The following is a 17,657-nucleotide window of genomic DNA, read 5'->3' as shown; positions in this document are numbered from 1 at the left end:
TAGGACCTCTAAGCCGGCGTGATGCCGAGCCGTTCGGCGAGTTCGTCGGCGCCGATGCCGTATGTCTCTCGGATGCGTATGCCCTCGGCGCCGACGTCGAAGACGCCGTGGTCGGTGTAGACGCGGCTGACGCAGCCGAGGCCGGTGAGCGGGTAGGTGCAGTGCGGTACGAGTTTGGGCTCACCGGAGCGGGTGAAGAGCGTCATCATCACGTAGACGTCCTTGGCGCCGATGGCGAGGTCCATGGCCCCGCCGACGGCGGGGATGTCCTCGGGTTTGCCGGTGGTCCAGTTGGCGAGGTCGCCGTCGAAGGCGACCTGGTAGGCGCCGAGGACGCAGACGTCGAGGTGGCCGCCGCGCATCATGGCGAAGGAGTCGGCGTGGTGGAAGTAGGCCGCGCCCGGCAGTTCGGTGACCGGGACCTTGCCGGCGTTGGTCAGGTCGGGGTCGACCGCGTCGCCCTCGGCCTTCGGGCCCATGTTGAGCATGCCGTTCTCGGTGTGCAGCACCACCCCGGAGCCGTCCGGCAGATGGTCGGCGATCTTGGTGGGTTGTCCGATGCCGAGGTTGACGAAGGAGCCGGCCGGGATGTCGCGTGCGATCACGGCGGCCAGTTCGTCCATCGACAGACGATGGTCGGTGGACGTGGTGGTCATCGTGCCCCCTGGACGGTGTAGTGACGGGCCTCGACCTGGACGATCCGGTCGACGTAGATGGACGGGGTGACGACGGCCTCGGGGTCGAGTGTGCCCGGCTCGACGACCTGGTCGACCTGGACGATGGTCGTCGTCGCGGCTGTGGCCATGACCGGTCCGAAGTTGCGGGCGGTCTTGCGGTAGACGAGGTTGCCCAGCGTGTCCGCGGCATGCGCGCCGATCAGCGCGTAGTCGCCCTTGATGGGGTACTCCAGCAGGTAGGTGCGGCCGTCGATCTCCCGCACCTCCTTGCCCTCGGCAAGCGGGGTGCCGACCGCGGTCGGGCAGTAGAAGGCGCCGATACCGGCACCGGCCGCGCGCATCCGCTCGGCGAGGTTGCCCTGCGGCACCACCTCCAGCTCGATCTTCCCCGCGCGGTAGAGGCCGTCGAAGACCCACGAGTCGGCCTGGCGCGGGAAGGAGCACAGCACCTTGCGCACCCGCCCCGCGGCCAGCAGCGCGGCCAGCCCGACGTCGCCGTTGCCCGCGTTGTTGGACACGATCGTCAGGTCCTTCGCGCCCTGCCGGATGAGCGCGTCGATCAGGTCGAACGGCATCCCGGCCAGGCCGAATCCGCCGACCAGGACGGTCGCCCCGTCCTCGATGCCGGCGACCGCCGCGTCTGCGCTCTCGACGATCTCCGTCCGGCTCATCGGGCCACCTCCGTGACGTCGCAGTTCTCCAGTACGACGGCCAGCCCTTGGCCGACCCCGATGCAGATCGCGGCGACGCCGTAGCGCTGCCTCGTCTCGCGCAGCACCTTGGCCAGGGTGGCGAGGATGCGGCCGCCCGAGGCGCCGAGCGGGTGGCCGATCGCGATGGCGCCGCCCTTCTGGTTGACGAGGGCGGGGTCGATCTTCCACGCGTCCACGCAGGCGAGTGACTGCACGGCGAAGGCCTCGTTCAGTTCGACCGCACCGACCTGGTCCCAGCCGATCCCGGCCCGGGCCAGCGCACGGTTCGCGGCCTCGACCGGGGCATAGCCGAAGGCCTGCGGCTCCAGCGCCATCACCCCGCGCCCTGCGATACGGGCGATCGGCTCGGCCCCGATCACGGCCGCGGCCTTCTCACTGCCCAGCAGCACGGCGGAGGCGCCGTCGTTGAGCGGGCTGGCGTTGCCTGCGGTGATGGTGCCGCCCTGCTCCGGCGTACGGAAGACCGGCTTGAGTCCCGCCAGCACCTCGGGGGTGGATCCGGGCCGGATGCCCTCGTCGCGGGTGAGGTCGATGCCGTCGACCGGCACCACCATGTCGTCGTAGAAGCCCGACTCCCAGGCGGCGTGGGCGAGTTGGTGGGAACGGGCGGCGAACGCGTCCTGGCGCTCGCGGGAGATCCCGAAGCGTTCGTGGAGCTGCTCGTTGGACTCGCCGAGGCTGATCGTCCACTCCTTCGGCATCCGCGGGTTGACCAACCGCCAGCCGAGGGTGGTGGAGACCGCGGTGACGTCTCCGGCCGGGAACGGTTTCGCCGACTTGGGCAGCACCCACGGCGCACGCGTCATCGACTCGACGCCGCCGGTGAGCACCACCTCGGCGTCCCCGGACTCGATGGTGCGGCTGGCCGTCATCGCCGCGTCGAGGCTCGATCCGCACAGTCGGTTGACCGTGGTGCCCGGCACGCTCACCGGGAGGCCGGCGAGGAGCGCCGCCATACGGCCGACGTTGCGGTTCTCCTCACCGGCGCCGTTGGCGTTGCCCCACACCACGTCGCCGATCGCGGCGGGGTCGAGGCCCGGTACCCGGGCGAGCGTCGAGGTGATCGCGGCGGCGGCGAGGTCGTCGGGGCGGACGCCGGCCAGCGCGCCGTTGAAGCGGCCGAACGGCGTCCGGGTCGCGGCGTACAGGAAAGCACTCATGACAGGGACGCTAATCCCGGGCCGCGATATTCTGAAGTACACATATCCGATGCGATTGATATGGATGACGTATGGATCTGCGGCACCTGCGGTACTTCGTGGCGGTGGCCGAGGAGCGTCACTTCGGGCGTGCGGCCGAGCGGCTCCACATGGCCCAGCCGCCGCTGTCCCAGCAGATCCGGCAGCTGGAGGCAGAGCTCGGCGTCGAGCTGCTGCACCGCACCACACGGCGCGTGGATCTGACCGAGGCCGGCCGGGCCTACCTGGAGCGGGCGCGTGCGATCCTGGCCGACGTCGACGAAGCCGCCCACCACGCACGGCTCGTGGCGGCCGGCTCGGTCGGGCACCTCGCGATCGGGTGTGTGGGCTCGGCGACGTACAGCCTCCTGCCCGCGCTCTCCCGGCGGCTCACCGAGGAACTGCCGGGCGTCGAGTTCTCCTTCCGCGGCGAGATGCTCGCACCCGACCAGGTCGAGGCGTTGCGCACCGGCGCCATCGACGTCGCCCTGCTGCGCCCACCGGCGGCCGACCTCTCGCTCACCGTGCACACCTTGCGCCGGGACCGGCTGGTCGTCGCCGTTCCGCTCGACCACCCGCTCGCCCGCCGCAAACGCCTGCGGGTAGCGGACCTGGCCGGTGCCGACCTGATCGTGCACTCCGCCGACCGACGGTCCGTGATGTACGACATCGTCCTGGGCCTGCTGCGCGACGACGGCGTCGAACCGCGCATCCGCCACGAGGTAGGTGAGACGTCGACGCTGGTCACCCTCGTGGCCGGCGGCCTCGGCGTCGCCGTCGTGCCCGAACCGGTGACAGCGCTGGCACTCGACGGAGTGGCCTACTTGCCCCTGCCCGGCGCCGGCGCACGTGTGGAGCTGGCCGTCGCCCACCGCGCCGACCGCGCCGAACCGCACCTGGCACGCACCGTCGGAATCATCCGTGCGGTGATCTGAGAGCCGGGGGCCGCCGCATTCCGGCCACGCGCCGATTGCCCCTGCGCACCAGGAAAAGGGCCTACGCGACGATCTTCGCCACGGACTCACGAGCCTGGTGCGCGATCCGGTCGTCCGTGGTGTCGTCCGCCCCGCCCACCCCGATGGCGCCGATGACCTCCCCGTCGGCCGTCACGATCGGCACGCCGCCGGCGACCGGCAGAAGGTTGGCATCGACCAGGTGGGGAGGCGCCACCTCCATCTGCGGGGACGCGGCGAAGGCCGCGAACTTGGCGGTCGGGACACCGCTCACGGCTGAGGTGTACGCCTTGCGTCGCGCGGTCTCCACGCCGAGCAAGCCGACGCCGTCGTCGCTGAGCAGCACCTTGGTGACGCCGCTCCGGTTGACCACGACAGCGCACACCTTGTGCCCCTCGGCCCTTCCCGCTTCCAGAGCGGCGAGCGCGGCGCCGTGGGCGATCTCGTAGCTGAGCGGCTCTCGCATGGGGCGGTTCCTTCCCTGGCGGCCGCATGGTCGAGCGGCCGACTTCCGTGGCGGAAGCCAGTATGTCGCCGTCGGCCATTAATGTGAAGGGGTGCTCGCATTCACATTAGATCGCGACTCACCGCGCCTGCGCACCGAGCAGGGACAGGCAGGCGACGTTCACCAGTTCGTCCGTGAGCTGACGCCACGTCAGCGGCCGGTCGGACTCGAAGAGATCGCCGTACAGCACGCGGTTCTGGCAGGTTCCGTAGATCAGGCGGTAGACGACGTCCAGGCGTCGCTCCGGCTCCGGCGCGTCGATCATGGGAATGATCGACTCCAGGAACCGACGGAAGACCCGGGCGGCGTCGATGGCGGCCTCCGAGCCGACCCGGGCCACCGCGGGATCAGTCGCGCCCGCGGCCAGGAAGACGCGCATCAGTCGCTCGTGCGCCTGATAGGTCTCGGTGAGGCCGGCGACCGCCGAGGTGACCAGCGCGGTCGGGTCCGTGCTCAGCGGCGCGAAACGGCGGATGATGTCGGCGCGGAACTCGTCGATCATGGCGTGCTGCAGAGCCGCGATCAGCCGATCCTTGTCGCCGAACCGCCGGTAGACGCTGCCCACCGAGACGCCCGCCCGGGAGGCGACGGCCGCGACCGTGAGCGCCTCGGTGCCGCCCTCCTCCAGGAGGGCCGTACCCGCCTCCAGGATCCGCTGCTGGGTCAGCCGGCTGCGGGCCTGCTGCGCCGGCGGCAGATCGAGTGACGGTTCGGTACTCACCGTCCCAGCCTATACACCGTCGGCATCCGCCCCGGCGGCGTGCCGCCCGGCCCGCTTCGCGAACACAGCCCTTGACGCCCACGAGGCGTAATGCGAATGTGAATGCACAATCCTATTCGAGGACCGCACACCACCGTGCCCTCGCAGGTGATCCCCCACAACCCTGCCCGCGCTACGAGTTGTGCCCCCGAGCCGCACGGGAGACCGCACCATGACCACCACTTCAGAGATCGACACCGGTACGGCCTACGGCCGCCCGAAGCCCTCGTACAACGCCCGTCTGCGCGAGGTCGGGCCCGGTACGCCCATGGGTGAGGCACTGCGCCGCTACTGGCACCCCGTCGCCAGCTCGGAGACGCTCGTCGCCGGCGCCCTGCCGCAGAAGACCCGCGTCCTGGGCGAAGACCTGGTCGTCTTCCGGGACGGGCAGGGCAACCCCGGCGTCGTCATCGAGCGCTGCACCCACCGTGGCGCCAGCCTCTTCTACGGCCGTGTCGAGGACGACGGCATCCGCTGCTGCTACCACGGCTGGAAATTCGACGTCCAGGGCCACTGCATCGAGCAGGCCTGCGAACCGGCCCTCGGGCGCCGCCGCGACGCCGCCCGCCAGCCCTGGTACCCCGTCGCGGAGCGCTACGGCCTGGTCTTCGTCTACATGGGCCCGCCCGAGCTCAAACCCGAGCTCCCGCGCTACGACGCGCTGGAGAACCCCGCCGAGGACGAGAGGTACTTCGCGAGCTGGCCCGTCCCGCACGCGGCGGTCCTCGGAATGCCGGCGGACTTCAGCTGGCTCAACGTCTACGAGAACTCCGCCGACCCGACCCACGTCACCTGGCTGCACTCCACGCACAGCGGCTACCAGATGCTGGGCACCGGCACCTTCGGCTACCCCGAGAACTTCTTCGACCCGGCCACCATCGCCGACCGCCTGACGTACGAGCGCACCGACCACGGCGTCAAGTACACCCAGCGGTTCGAGATCGAGGGCGAGGACGGAGAGGTCACCGAGTACAGCTTCGACGTCGAGCAGCACCTTCCCAACGTCTTCGGCCTGGCGGACTACGTAAAGGTCACCCCCGACCAGCGGCCGGACCAGCTGCTGTGGGTCGTGCCCTCCGACGACACCACCCACCGGCTCTTCTTCTCCATCCGCACCAACGACCACGAGCGCATGGTCCGCTTCGTCATCGGCATCCAGCAGAACGGCAAGCTGAACCACGAGCTGACCGACGAGGAGCGCCAGCGGTTCCCCGGTGACAACGAGGCCCAGGGTTCACAGGGCGCCATCACCTTGGACTCCGAGGAGACCCTGGCCACCGGGGATCGCGGCGTCGTCATGCTGCGCCGGATGCTTCTGACGATGGCCGACGACGTCGAGGCCGGACGCGACCCGATCAACATCATCCGTGACACGTCGGAGGTCCACCACACCCAGTCCGGCCTGTTCACCATCGGCAAACGTCCGGCGGAAGCCGATGTCGACGCCACGGCTGGAATCTGAGCGAGCACCATGAGCAACGAGTGGCTCGACACCATCGTGATCGCCCGGTACGACGCGACCGCGCGGATCGTGGTGCTCGACCTGATCAGTCCCGACGGAGCCGAGCTCCCGGAGTTCGCCGCCGGCGCCCATGTCGACGTGCTCCTGGACGGTGACGGCGCCGCCGGACTGATCCGTCAGTATTCGCTGTGCGGGCCGCCGCACGACCGCACCCGGTACCAGCTGGCCGTGCTGGCCGAGGCAGCGTCGCGCGGCGGCTCCCTCGGTATGCACCGGCTCCGCGCGGGTGACAGGCTGCGGATCTCGCGTCCGCGCAACAGGTTCGGAGTCTCGGACCGGGCCCGTCGCCATCTGCTGGTGGCGGGCGGTATCGGTATCACTCCCCTGCTGGCCATGGCGCATCTGCTCCAGGCCACGGGCGCCGAGTACGAGTTGCACTACTGCGCGCGCAGCCGGGCGGACGCGGCGTTCCTCGGCGAGTTGGAACGCAACCCCCGCGTACGGCTGCACTTCGACGACGGCCCGGACTACCAGCGGTTCAGCGCCGGCGACCTCGGCCCGCCCGACCCGGACACCGCCGTCTACGTGTGCGGACCCGGAGGCTTCATGGACTTCGTGATCTCCTCCGCGCAGGGAGCGGGATGGCCCGCGGACGCGATCTACAAGGAGCGCTTCGCGCCCGTGCAGGACGCCGACGCGCACACCGAGGGCGGCGCGTTCACGGTGCGGCTCGCCAAGTCCGGTGGAGAGTACGAGATCAAGGAGGGCGAGAGCGTCCTGGACGTCCTCCTCTCGGAGGGCGTCGACGCTCCCTATTCCTGCCAGCAGGGGATCTGCGGCGAGTGCATCGTGCGCGTACTCGCGGGAGAGCCCGACCACCGCGACGACATCCTGACCGACCGTGAACGCGCCGACGGCATGTTCACCACCTGCTCGTCCCGAGCACTCTCACCGATTCTGGAGCTGGACCTGTGACGACCGCATCCGCCGCACCCGACAAGGCAGTCCAGGCGATCGAGCAGGCGGAGGCCGCCTGGCTCGTCGCACTCACCGAGGGCGAGGAGGCCATGACCGCCCTCATGCTCGACGACAGCCGGGCGGTCCACGGCCCTGTGGGGAAGATCGACGATGCCAGGACCTTCGCCCACTTCACCTGGACCCGCCGCCGCCACGTCTTCGCGAAGGCCGAGCAGCTGAGCATCACCGTGCGCGGCAACACCGCGATCACGACATGCCTCCAGGAGATGCACATCGTCTTCGACGAGAACCTCCCGCCGTTCCCGGTGCAGGAGGCCGTGACGCGCGTGTGGGAGGAGACCGCCGAGGGCTGGCGCCTGGCACACATGCACCAGGCCAAGCGGATGCCGCCCGTCTGACATCCCGTACGGCAGGCGGCCGCGCCCTCACGCCGCTGTTCGATGAACGGACAAGAGGGTTCAGGACAGGCCGTCGGCCGAGAAGAGTGCGGCATGCAGGGTTCGTGCGGCAGTGAGCCGCTGTCGTGGAGATGAGGCAACAACATGTCACCCACTGAGACTCAGGCACCTACGTCCGGCACAGTCCGGACCAGCGATCTCTTCATCGCGGGCGAGCACGTCGCGGCCAGGGACGGCCGCTACCACGAGACGACCGAGGCCCTGACCGGCGAACCGATCGCACGGGTCGCCGCGGCCACCGTCGAGGACGTCAACCTCGCGGTGGACGCCGCGGCCGGCGCCCTTGCCGAGTGGTCGGCCCTTCCGCCCGCCGCCCGGCGGGCGGTTCTCGAGCGGGCGGCTGCCCTGCTCGGTGAGCGCACCGACGACATCGTCGCCACCATGAGCCGCGAGATGGGCGCCACCCTGCCCTGGTGCGGCTTCAACGTGCACGTCGCCAGGGGCATGCTCGTCGAGGCGGCCGCCCAGGCCTACGCGGCCGTCGGCGAGGTCATCCCGTCTGACGTGCCCGGTCTCACCGCCCTCGGCGTACGTCAGCCGGTCGGTGTCGTCGTCGGCATCGCACCGTGGAACGCCCCGCTGATCCTCGGCGTGCGCGCCATCGTGTGGCCCCTGGTGTGGGGCAACACCGTGGTACTGAAGTCCTCCGAGCAGACGCCGCTCACCCAGGCCGCCATCGTCCAGGTGCTGCACGACGCCGGCGTGCCCGCCGGAGCGGTCAACCTCATCAGCAACGCACCCGAGGACGGCCCGGCCGTCGTCGAGGCGCTGATCGCCCACCCCGCCGTGACGCGGGTCAACTTCACCGGATCCAGCAAGGTCGGCCGCATCATCGGCGAACTCGGCGGCCGCCACCTGACCCGAGTGGTTCTCGAACTCGGCGGCAAGGCGCCCTTCCTGGTGCTACCCGACGCCGATCTGGAGGAAGCCGCTGCCGCGGCAAGCTTCGGTGCCTTCATGAACCAGGGCGAGATCTGCATGTCCACCGAGCGCGTCATCGTCGACCGGACCGTGGCCGACGAGTTGTCCACCCGGCTGGCCGAGCGTGCCGCCAAGCTGGTCGTCGGCCCCCCGAGCGACCCCGGCTCACAGATCGGCCCGCTGGTCCACACCGCCGCCCGGGACCATGTGGTCGCGCTGATCGAGGACGCCCGTGACAAGGGTGCGCAGGTCCTGACCGGCGGCACGGCCGACGGCCTGTTCGTGCAGCCCACCGTGTTGCGCGGAGTCACACCGGACATGCGCATCTACCACGAGGAATCCTTCGGCCCGGTCGTCTCGATCATCGAGGTGGACTCCACCGACGAAGCCGTAGCGGTGGCCAACGACACCGAGTACGGCCTCTCCGCCGCCGTCTTCGGCAAGGACGCGGCCGCGGCGCTCGACGTGGCCCGCCGCATCAAGTCCGGCATCTGCCACATCAACGGCGCCACCGTGCACGACGAGCCCCAGATGCCCTTCGGCGGGGTCGGCGCCAGCGGCTGGGGCCGCTTTGGCTCCCGCGCCGCGCTGGAGGAGTTCACGGAACTGCGCTGGATCACCATCCAGTCCGGGTCCCGTCACTACCCCATCTGATGGCATGGAGAGGCGGGTGGGGTACACGTGACTGCCGTGTGCCCCGCCCACCTCTCTGACGAGACCCCTGTACCGGGGATCTCCGCCCCTCCAAGGAGTCAGCAAGGAGTCAGCGATGTCGCAGAGCGACAAGGACCGCCACGAGATCCGGCAGCTCGTCGAGAACTGGGCACTGTGGCGCGACGCCGGGGACTGGGACCGCTTCGCCACGGTCTGGCATCCGCACGACGGCTGGATGAGCGCCACCTGGTTCCAGGGCAGCGCCACCGACTTCATCAAGGCCAGTCGTGCGGGCTTCGAGAACGGCGTCAGCATCCTCCATTTCCTGGGCGGCCACACCGCGGACATAGGCGGCGACCGCGCCGTCGCCCAGACCAAGATGACCATCAACCAGCGCGCGAGCGTCGACGACGTGGAAGTCGACGTCGTCTGCACCGGCCGCTTCTACGACTTCCTCGCCCGCCACGAGGGGCACTGGACCCTCGTGCGCCGGCAGCCGATCTACGAGAAGGACCGGCTCGACGTCGTCGACCCCGCTGCCTCACTCACGCTGGACCCCGGCCTCCTCAACCAATTCCCGACCGGTTACCGACACCTGGCCTACCTGCAGACCAAGGCGGGTTTCACAGTCAAGCAAGGACTCCCCGGCCTCACCGGCCCAGCAGTCGAGCAGCTCTACTCGGAAGGCAAGCAGTGGCTGACGGAAGCCTGATGCGGTTCACCCACCGGACCCTCCCCCAACGGGTCGTGTTCGCGGCGGGGGGATCGCCGGCCGCCGTGGCGGCGGAGGTCGAGGCCCACGGCGGTACCAAGGTCATGCTGATCGCGTCCGACCGCGAGAAGGAACTGGCCGACCCGATCGCCAAGGAGATCCCGGTCGCCCTCCGCCACGAGGAGGTCGTGATGCACGTGCCGGTCGAGGTCGCGGAGCGAGCCCGGCGGGCCGCGGCCGACGCGGGCACGGACATCCTGGTCAGCGTCGGCGGCGGCTCGACCACAGGCCTGGCCAAGGCCGTGGCGATGACCACCGGCCTGCCGATCGTCGCGGTCCCCACCACCTACGCCGGCTCCGAGGCGACCAACGTGTGGGGCCTGACCGAAGGCGAGACCAAGACCACCGGTGTGGACGACAAGGTGCTGCCCGCCTCGGTGGTGTACGACGCCACCCTGCTGACCACACTGCCCGGCGGGATGACCGTGGCCAGCGGCCTGAACGCGATGGCCCATTGCGTGGACTCGATGTGGGGGCCGCGCGCCGACCCGCTCGACCGGGCGCTGGCGCAGGAGGGCATCCGCGCGCTGGCGAACGGCCTGCCTGCGGTCGCGGTGGACTCGACGAGCGTCCAGGGCATCGAGCAGACGTTGTACGGCGCCTACCTCGCGGCCGTCGCCTTCGCCTCGGCCGGCTCCGGCATGCACCACAAGATCTGCCATGTCCTCGGCGGCATGTTCAACCTCCCCCACGCCCAGACCCACGCGGTCGTCCTGCCCTACGTACTGGCCTTCAACGCCCCGCATGCCCCGGAGGCGGAGGCACGGATCACCCAGGCCCTCGGCATGGACTCCGGCACCCGCACGGCGAGCGCCGGGCTCGCCGCCCTGCGCGAGCTGCTGGGCGCACCACGGGCGCTGCGCGACTACGGCATGCCCGAGGACGGCATCGCCAAGGCGCTGGCGCCGATCATCAAGGCGATCCCGGCCGACAACCCCACCCCCGTCACCCACGCCAACCTGACCCTGTTGCTGCGGGCCGCGTGGTCAGGCGAACCGATCAGCTGAAAGAGGCCGTCATGGCTACCTACGTCAACCCCGACTCGGCCCGGACCGACGACGCCGGCGCGATCCACCGCGAGGCGTCGCCGGAGCAACAGGCGGTGGAGCAGCGGCTGGTGGACAACGTCGTCGCCTCCTTCGGCGCCTGCGACGACGCACGGCTGAAGGAACTCATGGTCAGCCTGGTCAAGCACCTGCACTCCTTCATCCGTGAGGTCCGCCTGACCGAGGACGAGTGGGGACAGGCGATCGACTTCCTCACCCGGGCCGGCCACATCACCGACGACGTCCGGCAGGAGTTCATCCTGTTGTCCGACACCCTCGGCGCGAGCATGCAGACGATCAACGTCAACAACCAGGCCTACCAGGGCGCCACGGAGGCGACCGTGTTCGGACCGTTCTTCGTCGAGGACGCCGCCCGGATCGAACTCGGCGAGGACATGGCCTTCGGCGCGCCCGGCGAGCCCTGCTGGGTCGAGGGCACCGTCACCGACACCGACGGCAAACCGCTCGCCGACGCACGGATCGAGGTCTGGGAGGCCGACGAGGACGGGCTGTACGACGTGCAGTACGACGCCGGAAAGCGCGCCGGCCGGGCTCACTTGTTCTCCGCGGCCGACGGCACCTACCGCTTCTGGGGCCTCACACCGACGCCGTACCCCATCCCGAACGACGGGCCTGTCGGCAAGCTGCTCGACGCCGTCGGCCGTTCCCCGCTGCGCGCCGCCCACCTGCACTTCATGGTCTCCCACGAGGGCTCGCGCACCCTGGTGACGCACATCTTCCCTGAGGGCGACCCGATCGGTTTCAAGGACACCGTCTTCGGCGTGAAGGACTCCCTGATCAAGCGGTTCGAGCGGCAGCCCGTCGGCACGACGACGCCCGACGGCCGTGTCGTCGACGGTACTTGGAGCCGGGTGCGCTTCGACATCGTCCTCGCCCCTGCGGGTGTATGAACAGGGGCACGTGGTGGAGGGGCGGTCCGGCCGGACCGCCCCTCCGTCGTCATGGCCGCATGGTCAGTCCGGCAGCAACTCCGCGAAGTCCCTGACAGGTCGAGCCCCGTTCCAGTCGACCGATGCCCGCCAGACGGATGTGAACATCTGCCGCGTGATCTCGTTGTCCTGGACCAGCTCGATCATCCCCAGGGCGTCTTCGCCACCGTCCAGGAAGAAGACGTCGCCCCCCGGGGCCACATCGTGGAAACGCACCACCGCCCCGCTCGCCTCAAGCTGCTCGACCTCTGCTTTGACGTCCGGCACGACCTTGGCGACGTGGTGGAAGCCATAACCGTGGCGTTCGTAGGCGTCCTGGTAGATCGAAGGTTCGTCGTCGAGGGTTTGGACGAGCTCGATCATCATGTGCCCCGAGAAGGCGAGCGCGAGGGTGAACTCGGCATTCCCGGGCTCACCCCGGTAGGTGGAACCCTCGCCGCCGATCCTCTGGTTCACGAACCAGGGGCCGACGCCGAGTCGGTCGGTCCACCAGCGCATGGCGGCGGTGAGGTCGGGGACGGCGTACGCGAACTGGACGACGGCGTCTGTCGGCTGACCGAAGGGAAACTCCACGGCGGTCGTCCTCTCTAGGCCGTCGGGCGAAGGAAGCTGGTGAGGCCGCCGTCCAGCACGAGGGACGCACCGGTGATGTAGCCGGCTTCGGAGGAGGCCAGGAAGAGCACTGCGTCGGCAAGTTCCTCCGGCTCCCCTTCCCGAAGCATGGGGGTACTGAGCCTGATCCGCTCGCGGAAAGCGTCCGCTCCCCCGGGCGCCAGGCCCGTCGTACGGAAGGCGATGTCGGTGTTCATGCCGGCCGGAACGACGATGTTGACGCGGATACCGTCGGCGACGACCTCGGCGGCGAGAATGCGCGTCAGGTGCTCCAGCGCCGCCTTGCTGGCTCCGTAGGCGGCGGTTCCCGCGCTGGCCCTTCGGCCGGCCGCCGAGCCGCAGAAGACGACGGCCCCGCCGGGTGCGAGCAAGGGCTTCAGGCCCTGCATGAGGAAGAACGAGCCCTTGACGTTGGTGTCGAACACCCTGTCCCAGGTCGCTTCGTCCATGGCGTCGAGGCGCTTCATGCCGGCGTGCCCCGCGTTGATGTAGGCGGCGTCCACGTGGTCGACCTCCCCGGCGACCTCGGCGAGAGCGGCCTTGATACCGGCCACCGAGGAGATGTCGGCCGCGACGGTGACCGTGCCGTCACCAATGAGACCGCTCGCGACCTTCAACTGGTGCGGGTCCCGCGCGATGATGACCACGCGCGCGCCCTCACGCGCGAAAGCCTGTGCCGCTGCCAGGCCCAGTCCTCTGCTGCCGCCGGTGACGAGGCAGGTCTTCCCAAGGAAGCGCTGTCGCTGGTCCCCGACGGCGGGGTCGCGAGGCTCGGTGTCAGTCCGGTCGTTCATGGTTCTCCTTCATGGGGGTCAGGAGTGGCGGTTCACGTGTCGATCTCCACGCCGCCGAACGGAGCTCCGCCGTTCAGGACGCGCTCCTCCGGAGGAATGGGAGCGAGACTCACGCGGACGTCGATGCAGGTGGGACGGCGGGCCGCGAGAGCCGCCTCGATCGCGGGTCGCAGCTGGTTCAGACCGGTGACGTCGACGCCGTCCGCGCCGAGGGATCGCGCCGCTGCGCTGTAGGAGCCGTTCTCCAGGCGGTTGTTGGTGACGCGGTCCTGTCCGAAAATGAACTGCTGTGTGTGCAGGGTGGCACCCCAGGCCCGGTTGTTCAGCACGATCACGACGACCGGGAGTCCCGCCCGGACGAGGGAGTCGAACTCGGCGAGGCTGTAGCCGACGGCGCCGTCGCCGGTGACAAGGATCGTTGCCTTGTCGGGATGCGCGTACTGCGCCCCCAGCGCCACACCGAAGTTGCTCCCCATCGCACTGAGATAGCCGTGTCCGAGGTAGTGGGCCAGCGGCGCGAGCGCGATGGTCTCCGACAGCCACAGCTCGGTCAAGGCGCCGTCGACGACGACGGTGGCCTGGTCGGGGACACTCTCGGCGATCGTGCGGACCGCGAGGTACGGGTGGATCGCGGGGTCCTCGTGCTGCTCGGTCTCGGCGGCGAGCGCGGTCCGCCGGGTGGTGGAGATGTCCCGCAGGGCCGTGAGCCAGTCCTCGCGTCCCGAAGGCACGCCGTCGGCGCCCAGCCGCTCGTTCAGCAGGCCGATCGTGCCGACCGGGTCGGCCTGGACGCCGAGTTCGACTTCCTGCAGTCGGCCCAGCTCTCGGCCGTCGGGGTCGATCTGGAAGATCCGCGCGTTCTTCGGGAGCAGTCGGCCGGTGCCGAACTGGGTGGCCATGCCGAAGCGCAGCCCGAGCATCAGGACCAGGTCGGGCCGCTCGTCCTCGGGGACGGTGGCCAGGGTCTGGAGGAGGCCGACGTGCTGTGCGGAGCCCGCGATCGCCCCAAGGCCCTCCCAGTCGGAGAAGAGAGGCACTCCGGTGCGGGCGGCGAACTCGTGCAACTGCGCCCGCGCCTCGGCGGTGACGAAGGACTTGCCGACCAGCGCGACCGGGCGCCGGGCGGTGCCGAGCGCCTCGATGATGCGGTCGACGGCACCGGCGGGGGAGACGCCGCTGCCGTCGACCTCGACGCGGTGGTCGACGACATCGTCGACGTCCACCGACTGGCGCAGGACGTCCCAGGGAATGTCCAGCAGCACCGGGCCCTTGGGCTCCGACTGCGCGATACGGATCGCCTGGGCGACCAGACGCGGGATCAGCTCGGTACGGGTGACGCGGTGCGCGAACTTCGTCACCGGGGCCGCCATGGCGACCTGGTCGAACCCGGCCTGCTGGTCGTTGACCTCGTCCATCTCCAGCGGGGCCGAGCCCGCGAGGTAGAGGACGGGGGTCCGGTCCAGGTAGGCGTTAGCGACGGACGTCAGGACGTTGGTGAAGCCGCCCCCCGCCGTGACGACGGCGACTCCCAGCTGTCCGGTGACCCGCGCGTATCCCTCGGCCGCGTGGCCGGCGTTCATCTCGTGCCGTACGTCGACGACCCGCAGCTTGGCGTCCAGGGCGTCCTGGAGGATGCCGTCGATGTGCGCTCCGGGCAGACCGAAGGCCACGTCGACCCCGGCTCTCCGCAGCGTTCTGACGACGAGCCCACTACCGGTTGCGGTTGCCATGCGATGGTCCGCCTCTCTGGACGTACTCGGGGTTTCGACAAGGATCGCTGAGGCCGGGCCGCGTCTCGGCCGCCCGTGCCGCAGTCTGGGTGGGGTCGTGGGTGACGACAATGGCTGTGTTCGTTGGACGGCCAATGTCCTGATCGACATCGCCCGGTCGTGACCCCGACGGCCGGGTTGTTCGCGGAAGCGATGTCAGGTTTCCGGCATTCTGAGCACAGCCTTGATCACCCGCCCGGAACGGGTCTCGGCCCACGCCCTGGCGAAGTCGCTGAACGGGAACTCCTCGATCATCCGGTCGAAGGGGAAACGGCCCGCCCGCCAGTACTCGACGAGTTGCGGGATCAGCACATGGGGGTTGGCCGAGCCTCCGATGATCCCTTGGAGCCTGCGCCCCCCGGCAAGGAGAAACCCTGCGTCCGGGACCCATTCGCCCGCGGGTGCCACCACGAAGCCGAGAGTGCCTTCGACAGCCAGACATGTCGTCGCGGTCGCGTACACGGACGGTACGTCCGCGGTGACGTAGGCGAAGTCGAAGCCGTCGGGGTCGATGTCCCGCAGCGCACGTTCGGCGCCGGCGCCGCCACCCAGCACGGTGTCCGTCGCGCCCAGTTCCCGGGCGAGGTCGAGCCGGGGCTGGTTGATGTCGACGGCGACGATGTGCCGGGCACCTGCCAGACGGGCCGCCATGATGGCCGCGAGCCCCACGCCTCCGGTGCCGAACACCGCGATCGACTGTCCGGGGCGGAGCCGGAACGCCTCCAGGACCGAACCCGCGCCCGTGATGACACCGCAGCCGAGCGGCCCCATCAGGTGCAGCGGGACGTCCTTCGGCAGGAGTACCGCACTCCGTGCGGGCGCCAGTGCGTACGTCGCGAAGGAGGACTGCCCGAAGAACGTGGCGGCGATCCGGTCACCGTTCTGGGTGATCGGTGAGCTGCCGTCGAGCCGCGCGCCGCCGAAAGCGACCCGCATCGCCTCCCGGCAGTAGGTGGGCCGCGCGTCGAGACAGCGGGGACACACACCACAGGAGTTGCCCGAGAGGACCACATGGTCACCGGGAACCAGGCGCGTCACCCCGGCCCCGACCGCCTCCACCACACCCGCCCCCTCGTGCCCGAGCACGATCGGGCGAGGAACAGGAACCCCACGGCCACTGTGCGCATTGATGTCGGTGTGGCAGATGCCGGTCGCCGCAATGCGCACCAGGGCCTCGTCCGGCCTCGGTCGACCGAGGTCGACCTGCTCAAGCCCGGGGACGGTCCGGCTCTCACGTGACACCGCCGCAGTGATCTTCATGAGACGGCGAGCTCCGGGTCGTACTCGTAGATCCAGCCGTTCGCCCTGAGCGGGTCGGCCTGCGAGTACTGCAGATCGCGTGCCTGTTGCTCGGGGCCGTCCGGCAGGTGGTTGATGTGCGACCGTCCATGCGACACCTGCTGGATGCGGGCCGTGCGGCGCCGACGCAGTTCCTCGTAGCGGCTCAGCGCCGCGATCGGGTCGTCCCGGTCGGCCGCGAGGCACAGGGCGAGGACGGCGCCGTCCTCGATCGCCTGGGCCGCGCCCTGGGCGAAGAACGGGAACATCGGGTGGGCCGCGTCGCCCAGCAGGGTCGCGTTGCCCTGGTTCCAGCGGTCGAGGGGCTCACGGTCGAGCAATGCCCAACGCCCCGGCGTCTCGGCCGACTTGACCAGCTCCACCAGCCGGGGATCCCAACCGGCGAACTCGTCGAGCAGTTCCTGGACCGTCGCGGTGGCCGTCCAGGACTCCACGCTGTCGGAGCCGGCCGGTGCGAACGCGACGAGGTTGATGTAGTCCTCTCCGGACACCGGGTAGTGCACCAGGTGGTGGTCGGGGCCTATCCAGAGGGTCTGGGCCCGCCGCCTGGCGAAGTCGGGCGCCTTGTGCGCCGGTACGAGAGCACGGAAGGCGCAGATACCCGACTCCCGCGCCTGAGTCGGGCCGACGATGGCGCCGCGCACGCGGGAGTGGACCCCGTCGGCGCCGATGAGGATGTCCGGGCGGACCGTCTCGCCGTCCTCGAACCCCAGAACAGCCTGGTCGCCTTCGAACTCAACGGAGACGCAACGCCTGCCGAGGTGGACGGAGTGTTCGGGAACGGCCGACCTCAGAGCTTCCAACAGGTCGGCGCGGTGGGCGGCATAGGTGTGCTCGCCATACAGCCGGATGCACCCCTCCTCCAGGTTCTCCGCGGAGAGAACGGTACCGTCCTGCCAGCGCCGGAACTCCCAGCCGGTCTCCATCCGGACCGCCCGCTTGATGAACCGGTCAAGGACGCCGAGGCGTCGCAGCAGGCGGGCGGCGTTGGGCGCGATCACCAGGCCGGCGCCGACCTCGGTCAGGGCGGACGCCTGCTCGTAGACGTCACTGTCGAAGCCCTGGTCGCGCAGGAACGCGGCGGCGGCGAGGCCTCCGATGCCACCACCGAGGATCGCGATCTTGGGGCCGTTGTCAGTAGTCAATGTCTTTCACT

General features: G+C 70.0%; 18 protein-coding genes. 8 read left to right on the top strand and 10 right to left on the bottom strand.

What is annotated here, in order from left to right; translation table 11 throughout:
* Positions 1-8: 8 nt before the first annotated feature.
* From AQJ64_RS23425 to AQJ64_RS23415, 3 genes are read right to left on the bottom strand one after another with little or no spacing between them, the layout of a single operon-like run.
* The gene (locus tag AQJ64_RS23425; RefSeq protein WP_055632513.1) at positions 9-656 is read right to left on the bottom strand and encodes a 3-oxoacid CoA-transferase subunit B; all 648 of its coding nucleotides are present in this window, start codon (positions 654-656) and stop codon (positions 9-11) included.
* Positions 653-1,348 carry a 3-oxoacid CoA-transferase subunit A gene (locus AQJ64_RS23420; protein WP_055632514.1) on the bottom strand — a complete coding sequence of 232 codons (696 nt, stop codon included), beginning with the start codon at positions 1,346-1,348 and terminating at the stop codon, positions 653-655. The genes AQJ64_RS23425 and AQJ64_RS23420 overlap by 4 nt, the downstream gene beginning before the upstream one ends.
* A complete protein-coding gene (locus tag AQJ64_RS23415; protein ID WP_055632515.1) occupies positions 1,345-2,550 on the bottom strand; it encodes a thiolase family protein in 1,206 nt (401 codons plus the stop codon). The genes AQJ64_RS23420 and AQJ64_RS23415 overlap by 4 nt, the downstream gene beginning before the upstream one ends.
* Before the next feature lie 71 nt (positions 2,551-2,621).
* On the opposite strand from AQJ64_RS23415, the gene AQJ64_RS23410 reads away from it, so the two are divergent.
* Positions 2,622-3,503, top strand: a complete 882-nt coding sequence (locus AQJ64_RS23410; RefSeq protein ID WP_055632516.1) for a LysR substrate-binding domain-containing protein — start codon at positions 2,622-2,624, stop codon at positions 3,501-3,503.
* A gap of 61 nt (positions 3,504-3,564) precedes the next feature.
* Here the strand turns inward: AQJ64_RS23410 and AQJ64_RS23405 are convergent, their stop codons facing one another.
* Positions 3,565-3,987 (bottom strand): GlcG/HbpS family heme-binding protein, encoded by a 423-nt coding sequence (locus AQJ64_RS23405; protein WP_055632517.1) that lies wholly within the window; start codon positions 3,985-3,987, stop codon positions 3,565-3,567.
* A 118-nt stretch (positions 3,988-4,105) separates the two neighbouring features.
* On the bottom strand, positions 4,106-4,747 hold the full coding sequence (locus tag AQJ64_RS23400; RefSeq protein WP_055632518.1) for a TetR/AcrR family transcriptional regulator: 642 nt from the start codon (positions 4,745-4,747) through the stop codon (positions 4,106-4,108).
* A gap of 211 nt (positions 4,748-4,958) precedes the next feature.
* On the opposite strand from AQJ64_RS23400, the gene AQJ64_RS23395 reads away from it, so the two are divergent.
* The 7 genes from AQJ64_RS23395 to AQJ64_RS23365 all read left to right on the top strand — a co-directional run bounded on the left by AQJ64_RS23395 (position 4,959) and on the right by AQJ64_RS23365 (position 11,988).
* Complete coding sequence (locus tag AQJ64_RS23395; RefSeq protein ID WP_055632519.1) at positions 4,959-6,248, top strand: Rieske 2Fe-2S domain-containing protein; 1,290 nt, start codon at positions 4,959-4,961, stop codon at positions 6,246-6,248.
* A gap of 9 nt (positions 6,249-6,257) precedes the next feature.
* A complete protein-coding gene (locus AQJ64_RS23390) occupies positions 6,258-7,223 on the top strand; it encodes a PDR/VanB family oxidoreductase (RefSeq protein WP_055632520.1) in 966 nt (321 codons plus the stop codon).
* Complete coding sequence (locus tag AQJ64_RS23385; protein ID WP_055632521.1) at positions 7,220-7,624, top strand: nuclear transport factor 2 family protein; 405 nt, start codon at positions 7,220-7,222, stop codon at positions 7,622-7,624. Before AQJ64_RS23390 ends, AQJ64_RS23385 begins: the two co-directional genes overlap by 4 nt.
* A 144-nt stretch (positions 7,625-7,768) precedes the next feature.
* The gene (locus tag AQJ64_RS23380; protein ID WP_055632522.1) at positions 7,769-9,259 is read left to right on the top strand and encodes an aldehyde dehydrogenase; all 1,491 of its coding nucleotides are present in this window, start codon (positions 7,769-7,771) and stop codon (positions 9,257-9,259) included.
* Between the two features lie 115 nt (positions 9,260-9,374).
* Positions 9,375-9,971: a nuclear transport factor 2 family protein gene (locus AQJ64_RS23375; RefSeq protein ID WP_055632523.1), complete on the top strand. Its 597-nt coding sequence runs from the start codon at positions 9,375-9,377 to the stop codon at positions 9,969-9,971.
* Positions 9,971-11,038, top strand: a complete 1,068-nt coding sequence (locus AQJ64_RS23370; RefSeq protein ID WP_055632524.1) for a maleylacetate reductase — start codon at positions 9,971-9,973, stop codon at positions 11,036-11,038. Before AQJ64_RS23375 ends, AQJ64_RS23370 begins: the two co-directional genes overlap by 1 nt.
* A gap of 11 nt (positions 11,039-11,049) precedes the next feature.
* Positions 11,050-11,988, top strand: coding sequence for a dioxygenase family protein (locus AQJ64_RS23365; protein WP_206189637.1), 939 nt, complete (start codon positions 11,050-11,052; stop codon positions 11,986-11,988).
* A 63-nt stretch (positions 11,989-12,051) separates the two neighbouring features.
* Here AQJ64_RS23365 and AQJ64_RS23360 read toward each other — a convergent pair whose 3' ends face one another.
* The 5 genes from AQJ64_RS23360 to AQJ64_RS23340 all read right to left on the bottom strand — a co-directional run bounded on the left by AQJ64_RS23360 (position 12,052) and on the right by AQJ64_RS23340 (position 17,646).
* The gene (locus tag AQJ64_RS23360; RefSeq protein WP_055632526.1) at positions 12,052-12,600 is read right to left on the bottom strand and encodes a VOC family protein; all 549 of its coding nucleotides are present in this window, start codon (positions 12,598-12,600) and stop codon (positions 12,052-12,054) included.
* Positions 12,601-12,614: 14 nt separating this feature from the next.
* Positions 12,615-13,433 carry an SDR family NAD(P)-dependent oxidoreductase gene (locus AQJ64_RS23355; protein WP_055632527.1) on the bottom strand — a complete coding sequence of 273 codons (819 nt, stop codon included), beginning with the start codon at positions 13,431-13,433 and terminating at the stop codon, positions 12,615-12,617.
* 32 nt (positions 13,434-13,465) lie between these two features.
* Positions 13,466-15,163, bottom strand: coding sequence for a thiamine pyrophosphate-binding protein (locus AQJ64_RS23350; protein ID WP_059202948.1), 1,698 nt, complete (start codon positions 15,161-15,163; stop codon positions 13,466-13,468).
* Between the two features lie 195 nt (positions 15,164-15,358).
* The gene (locus AQJ64_RS23345; RefSeq protein WP_055633607.1) at positions 15,359-16,462 is read right to left on the bottom strand and encodes an NAD(P)-dependent alcohol dehydrogenase; all 1,104 of its coding nucleotides are present in this window, start codon (positions 16,460-16,462) and stop codon (positions 15,359-15,361) included.
* Entirely contained in the window at positions 16,459-17,646 is a 1,188-nt protein-coding gene (locus tag AQJ64_RS23340; protein ID WP_059202947.1) for an FAD-dependent monooxygenase, read from the bottom strand. The genes AQJ64_RS23345 and AQJ64_RS23340 overlap by 4 nt, the downstream gene beginning before the upstream one ends.
* Positions 17,647-17,657: the final 11 nt, after the last annotated feature.

This window comes from Streptomyces griseoruber (assembly GCF_001514205.1).
Lineage (GTDB): Bacteria > Actinomycetota > Actinomycetes > Streptomycetales > Streptomycetaceae > Streptomyces > Streptomyces griseoruber.
Note: the sequence above shows the minus strand (reverse complement) of the source record. Positions and strands in the feature narration are given on the sequence as shown.

Excerpts from the sequence above, each read along its gene's own strand:
- AQJ64_RS23395 (WP_055632519.1), top strand. The coding sequence starts at position 4,959 with ATGACCACCACTTCAGAGATCGACACCGGTACGGCCTACGGCCGCCCG.
- AQJ64_RS23390 (WP_055632520.1), top strand. The coding sequence starts at position 6,258 with ATGAGCAACGAGTGGCTCGACACCATCGTGATCGCCCGGTACGACGCG.
- AQJ64_RS23375 (WP_055632523.1), top strand. The coding sequence starts at position 9,375 with ATGTCGCAGAGCGACAAGGACCGCCACGAGATCCGGCAGCTCGTCGAG.
- AQJ64_RS23420 (WP_055632514.1), bottom strand. The coding sequence starts at position 1,348 with ATGAGCCGGACGGAGATCGTCGAGAGCGCAGACGCGGCGGTCGCCGGC.
- AQJ64_RS23425 (WP_055632513.1), bottom strand. The coding sequence starts at position 656 with ATGACCACCACGTCCACCGACCATCGTCTGTCGATGGACGAACTGGCC.
- AQJ64_RS23415 (WP_055632515.1), bottom strand. The coding sequence starts at position 2,550 with ATGAGTGCTTTCCTGTACGCCGCGACCCGGACGCCGTTCGGCCGCTTC.
- AQJ64_RS23370 (WP_055632524.1), top strand. The coding sequence starts at position 9,971 with ATGCGGTTCACCCACCGGACCCTCCCCCAACGGGTCGTGTTCGCGGCG.
- AQJ64_RS23345 (WP_055633607.1), bottom strand. The coding sequence starts at position 16,462 with ATGAAGATCACTGCGGCGGTGTCACGTGAGAGCCGGACCGTCCCCGGG.
- AQJ64_RS23350 (WP_059202948.1), bottom strand. The coding sequence starts at position 15,163 with ATGGCAACCGCAACCGGTAGTGGGCTCGTCGTCAGAACGCTGCGGAGA.
- AQJ64_RS23405 (WP_055632517.1), bottom strand. The coding sequence starts at position 3,987 with ATGCGAGAGCCGCTCAGCTACGAGATCGCCCACGGCGCCGCGCTCGCC.
- AQJ64_RS23355 (WP_055632527.1), bottom strand. The coding sequence starts at position 13,433 with ATGAACGACCGGACTGACACCGAGCCTCGCGACCCCGCCGTCGGGGAC.
- AQJ64_RS23380 (WP_055632522.1), top strand. The coding sequence starts at position 7,769 with ATGTCACCCACTGAGACTCAGGCACCTACGTCCGGCACAGTCCGGACC.
- AQJ64_RS23365 (WP_206189637.1), top strand. The coding sequence starts at position 11,050 with ATGGCTACCTACGTCAACCCCGACTCGGCCCGGACCGACGACGCCGGC.
- AQJ64_RS23410 (WP_055632516.1), top strand. The coding sequence starts at position 2,622 with ATGGATCTGCGGCACCTGCGGTACTTCGTGGCGGTGGCCGAGGAGCGT.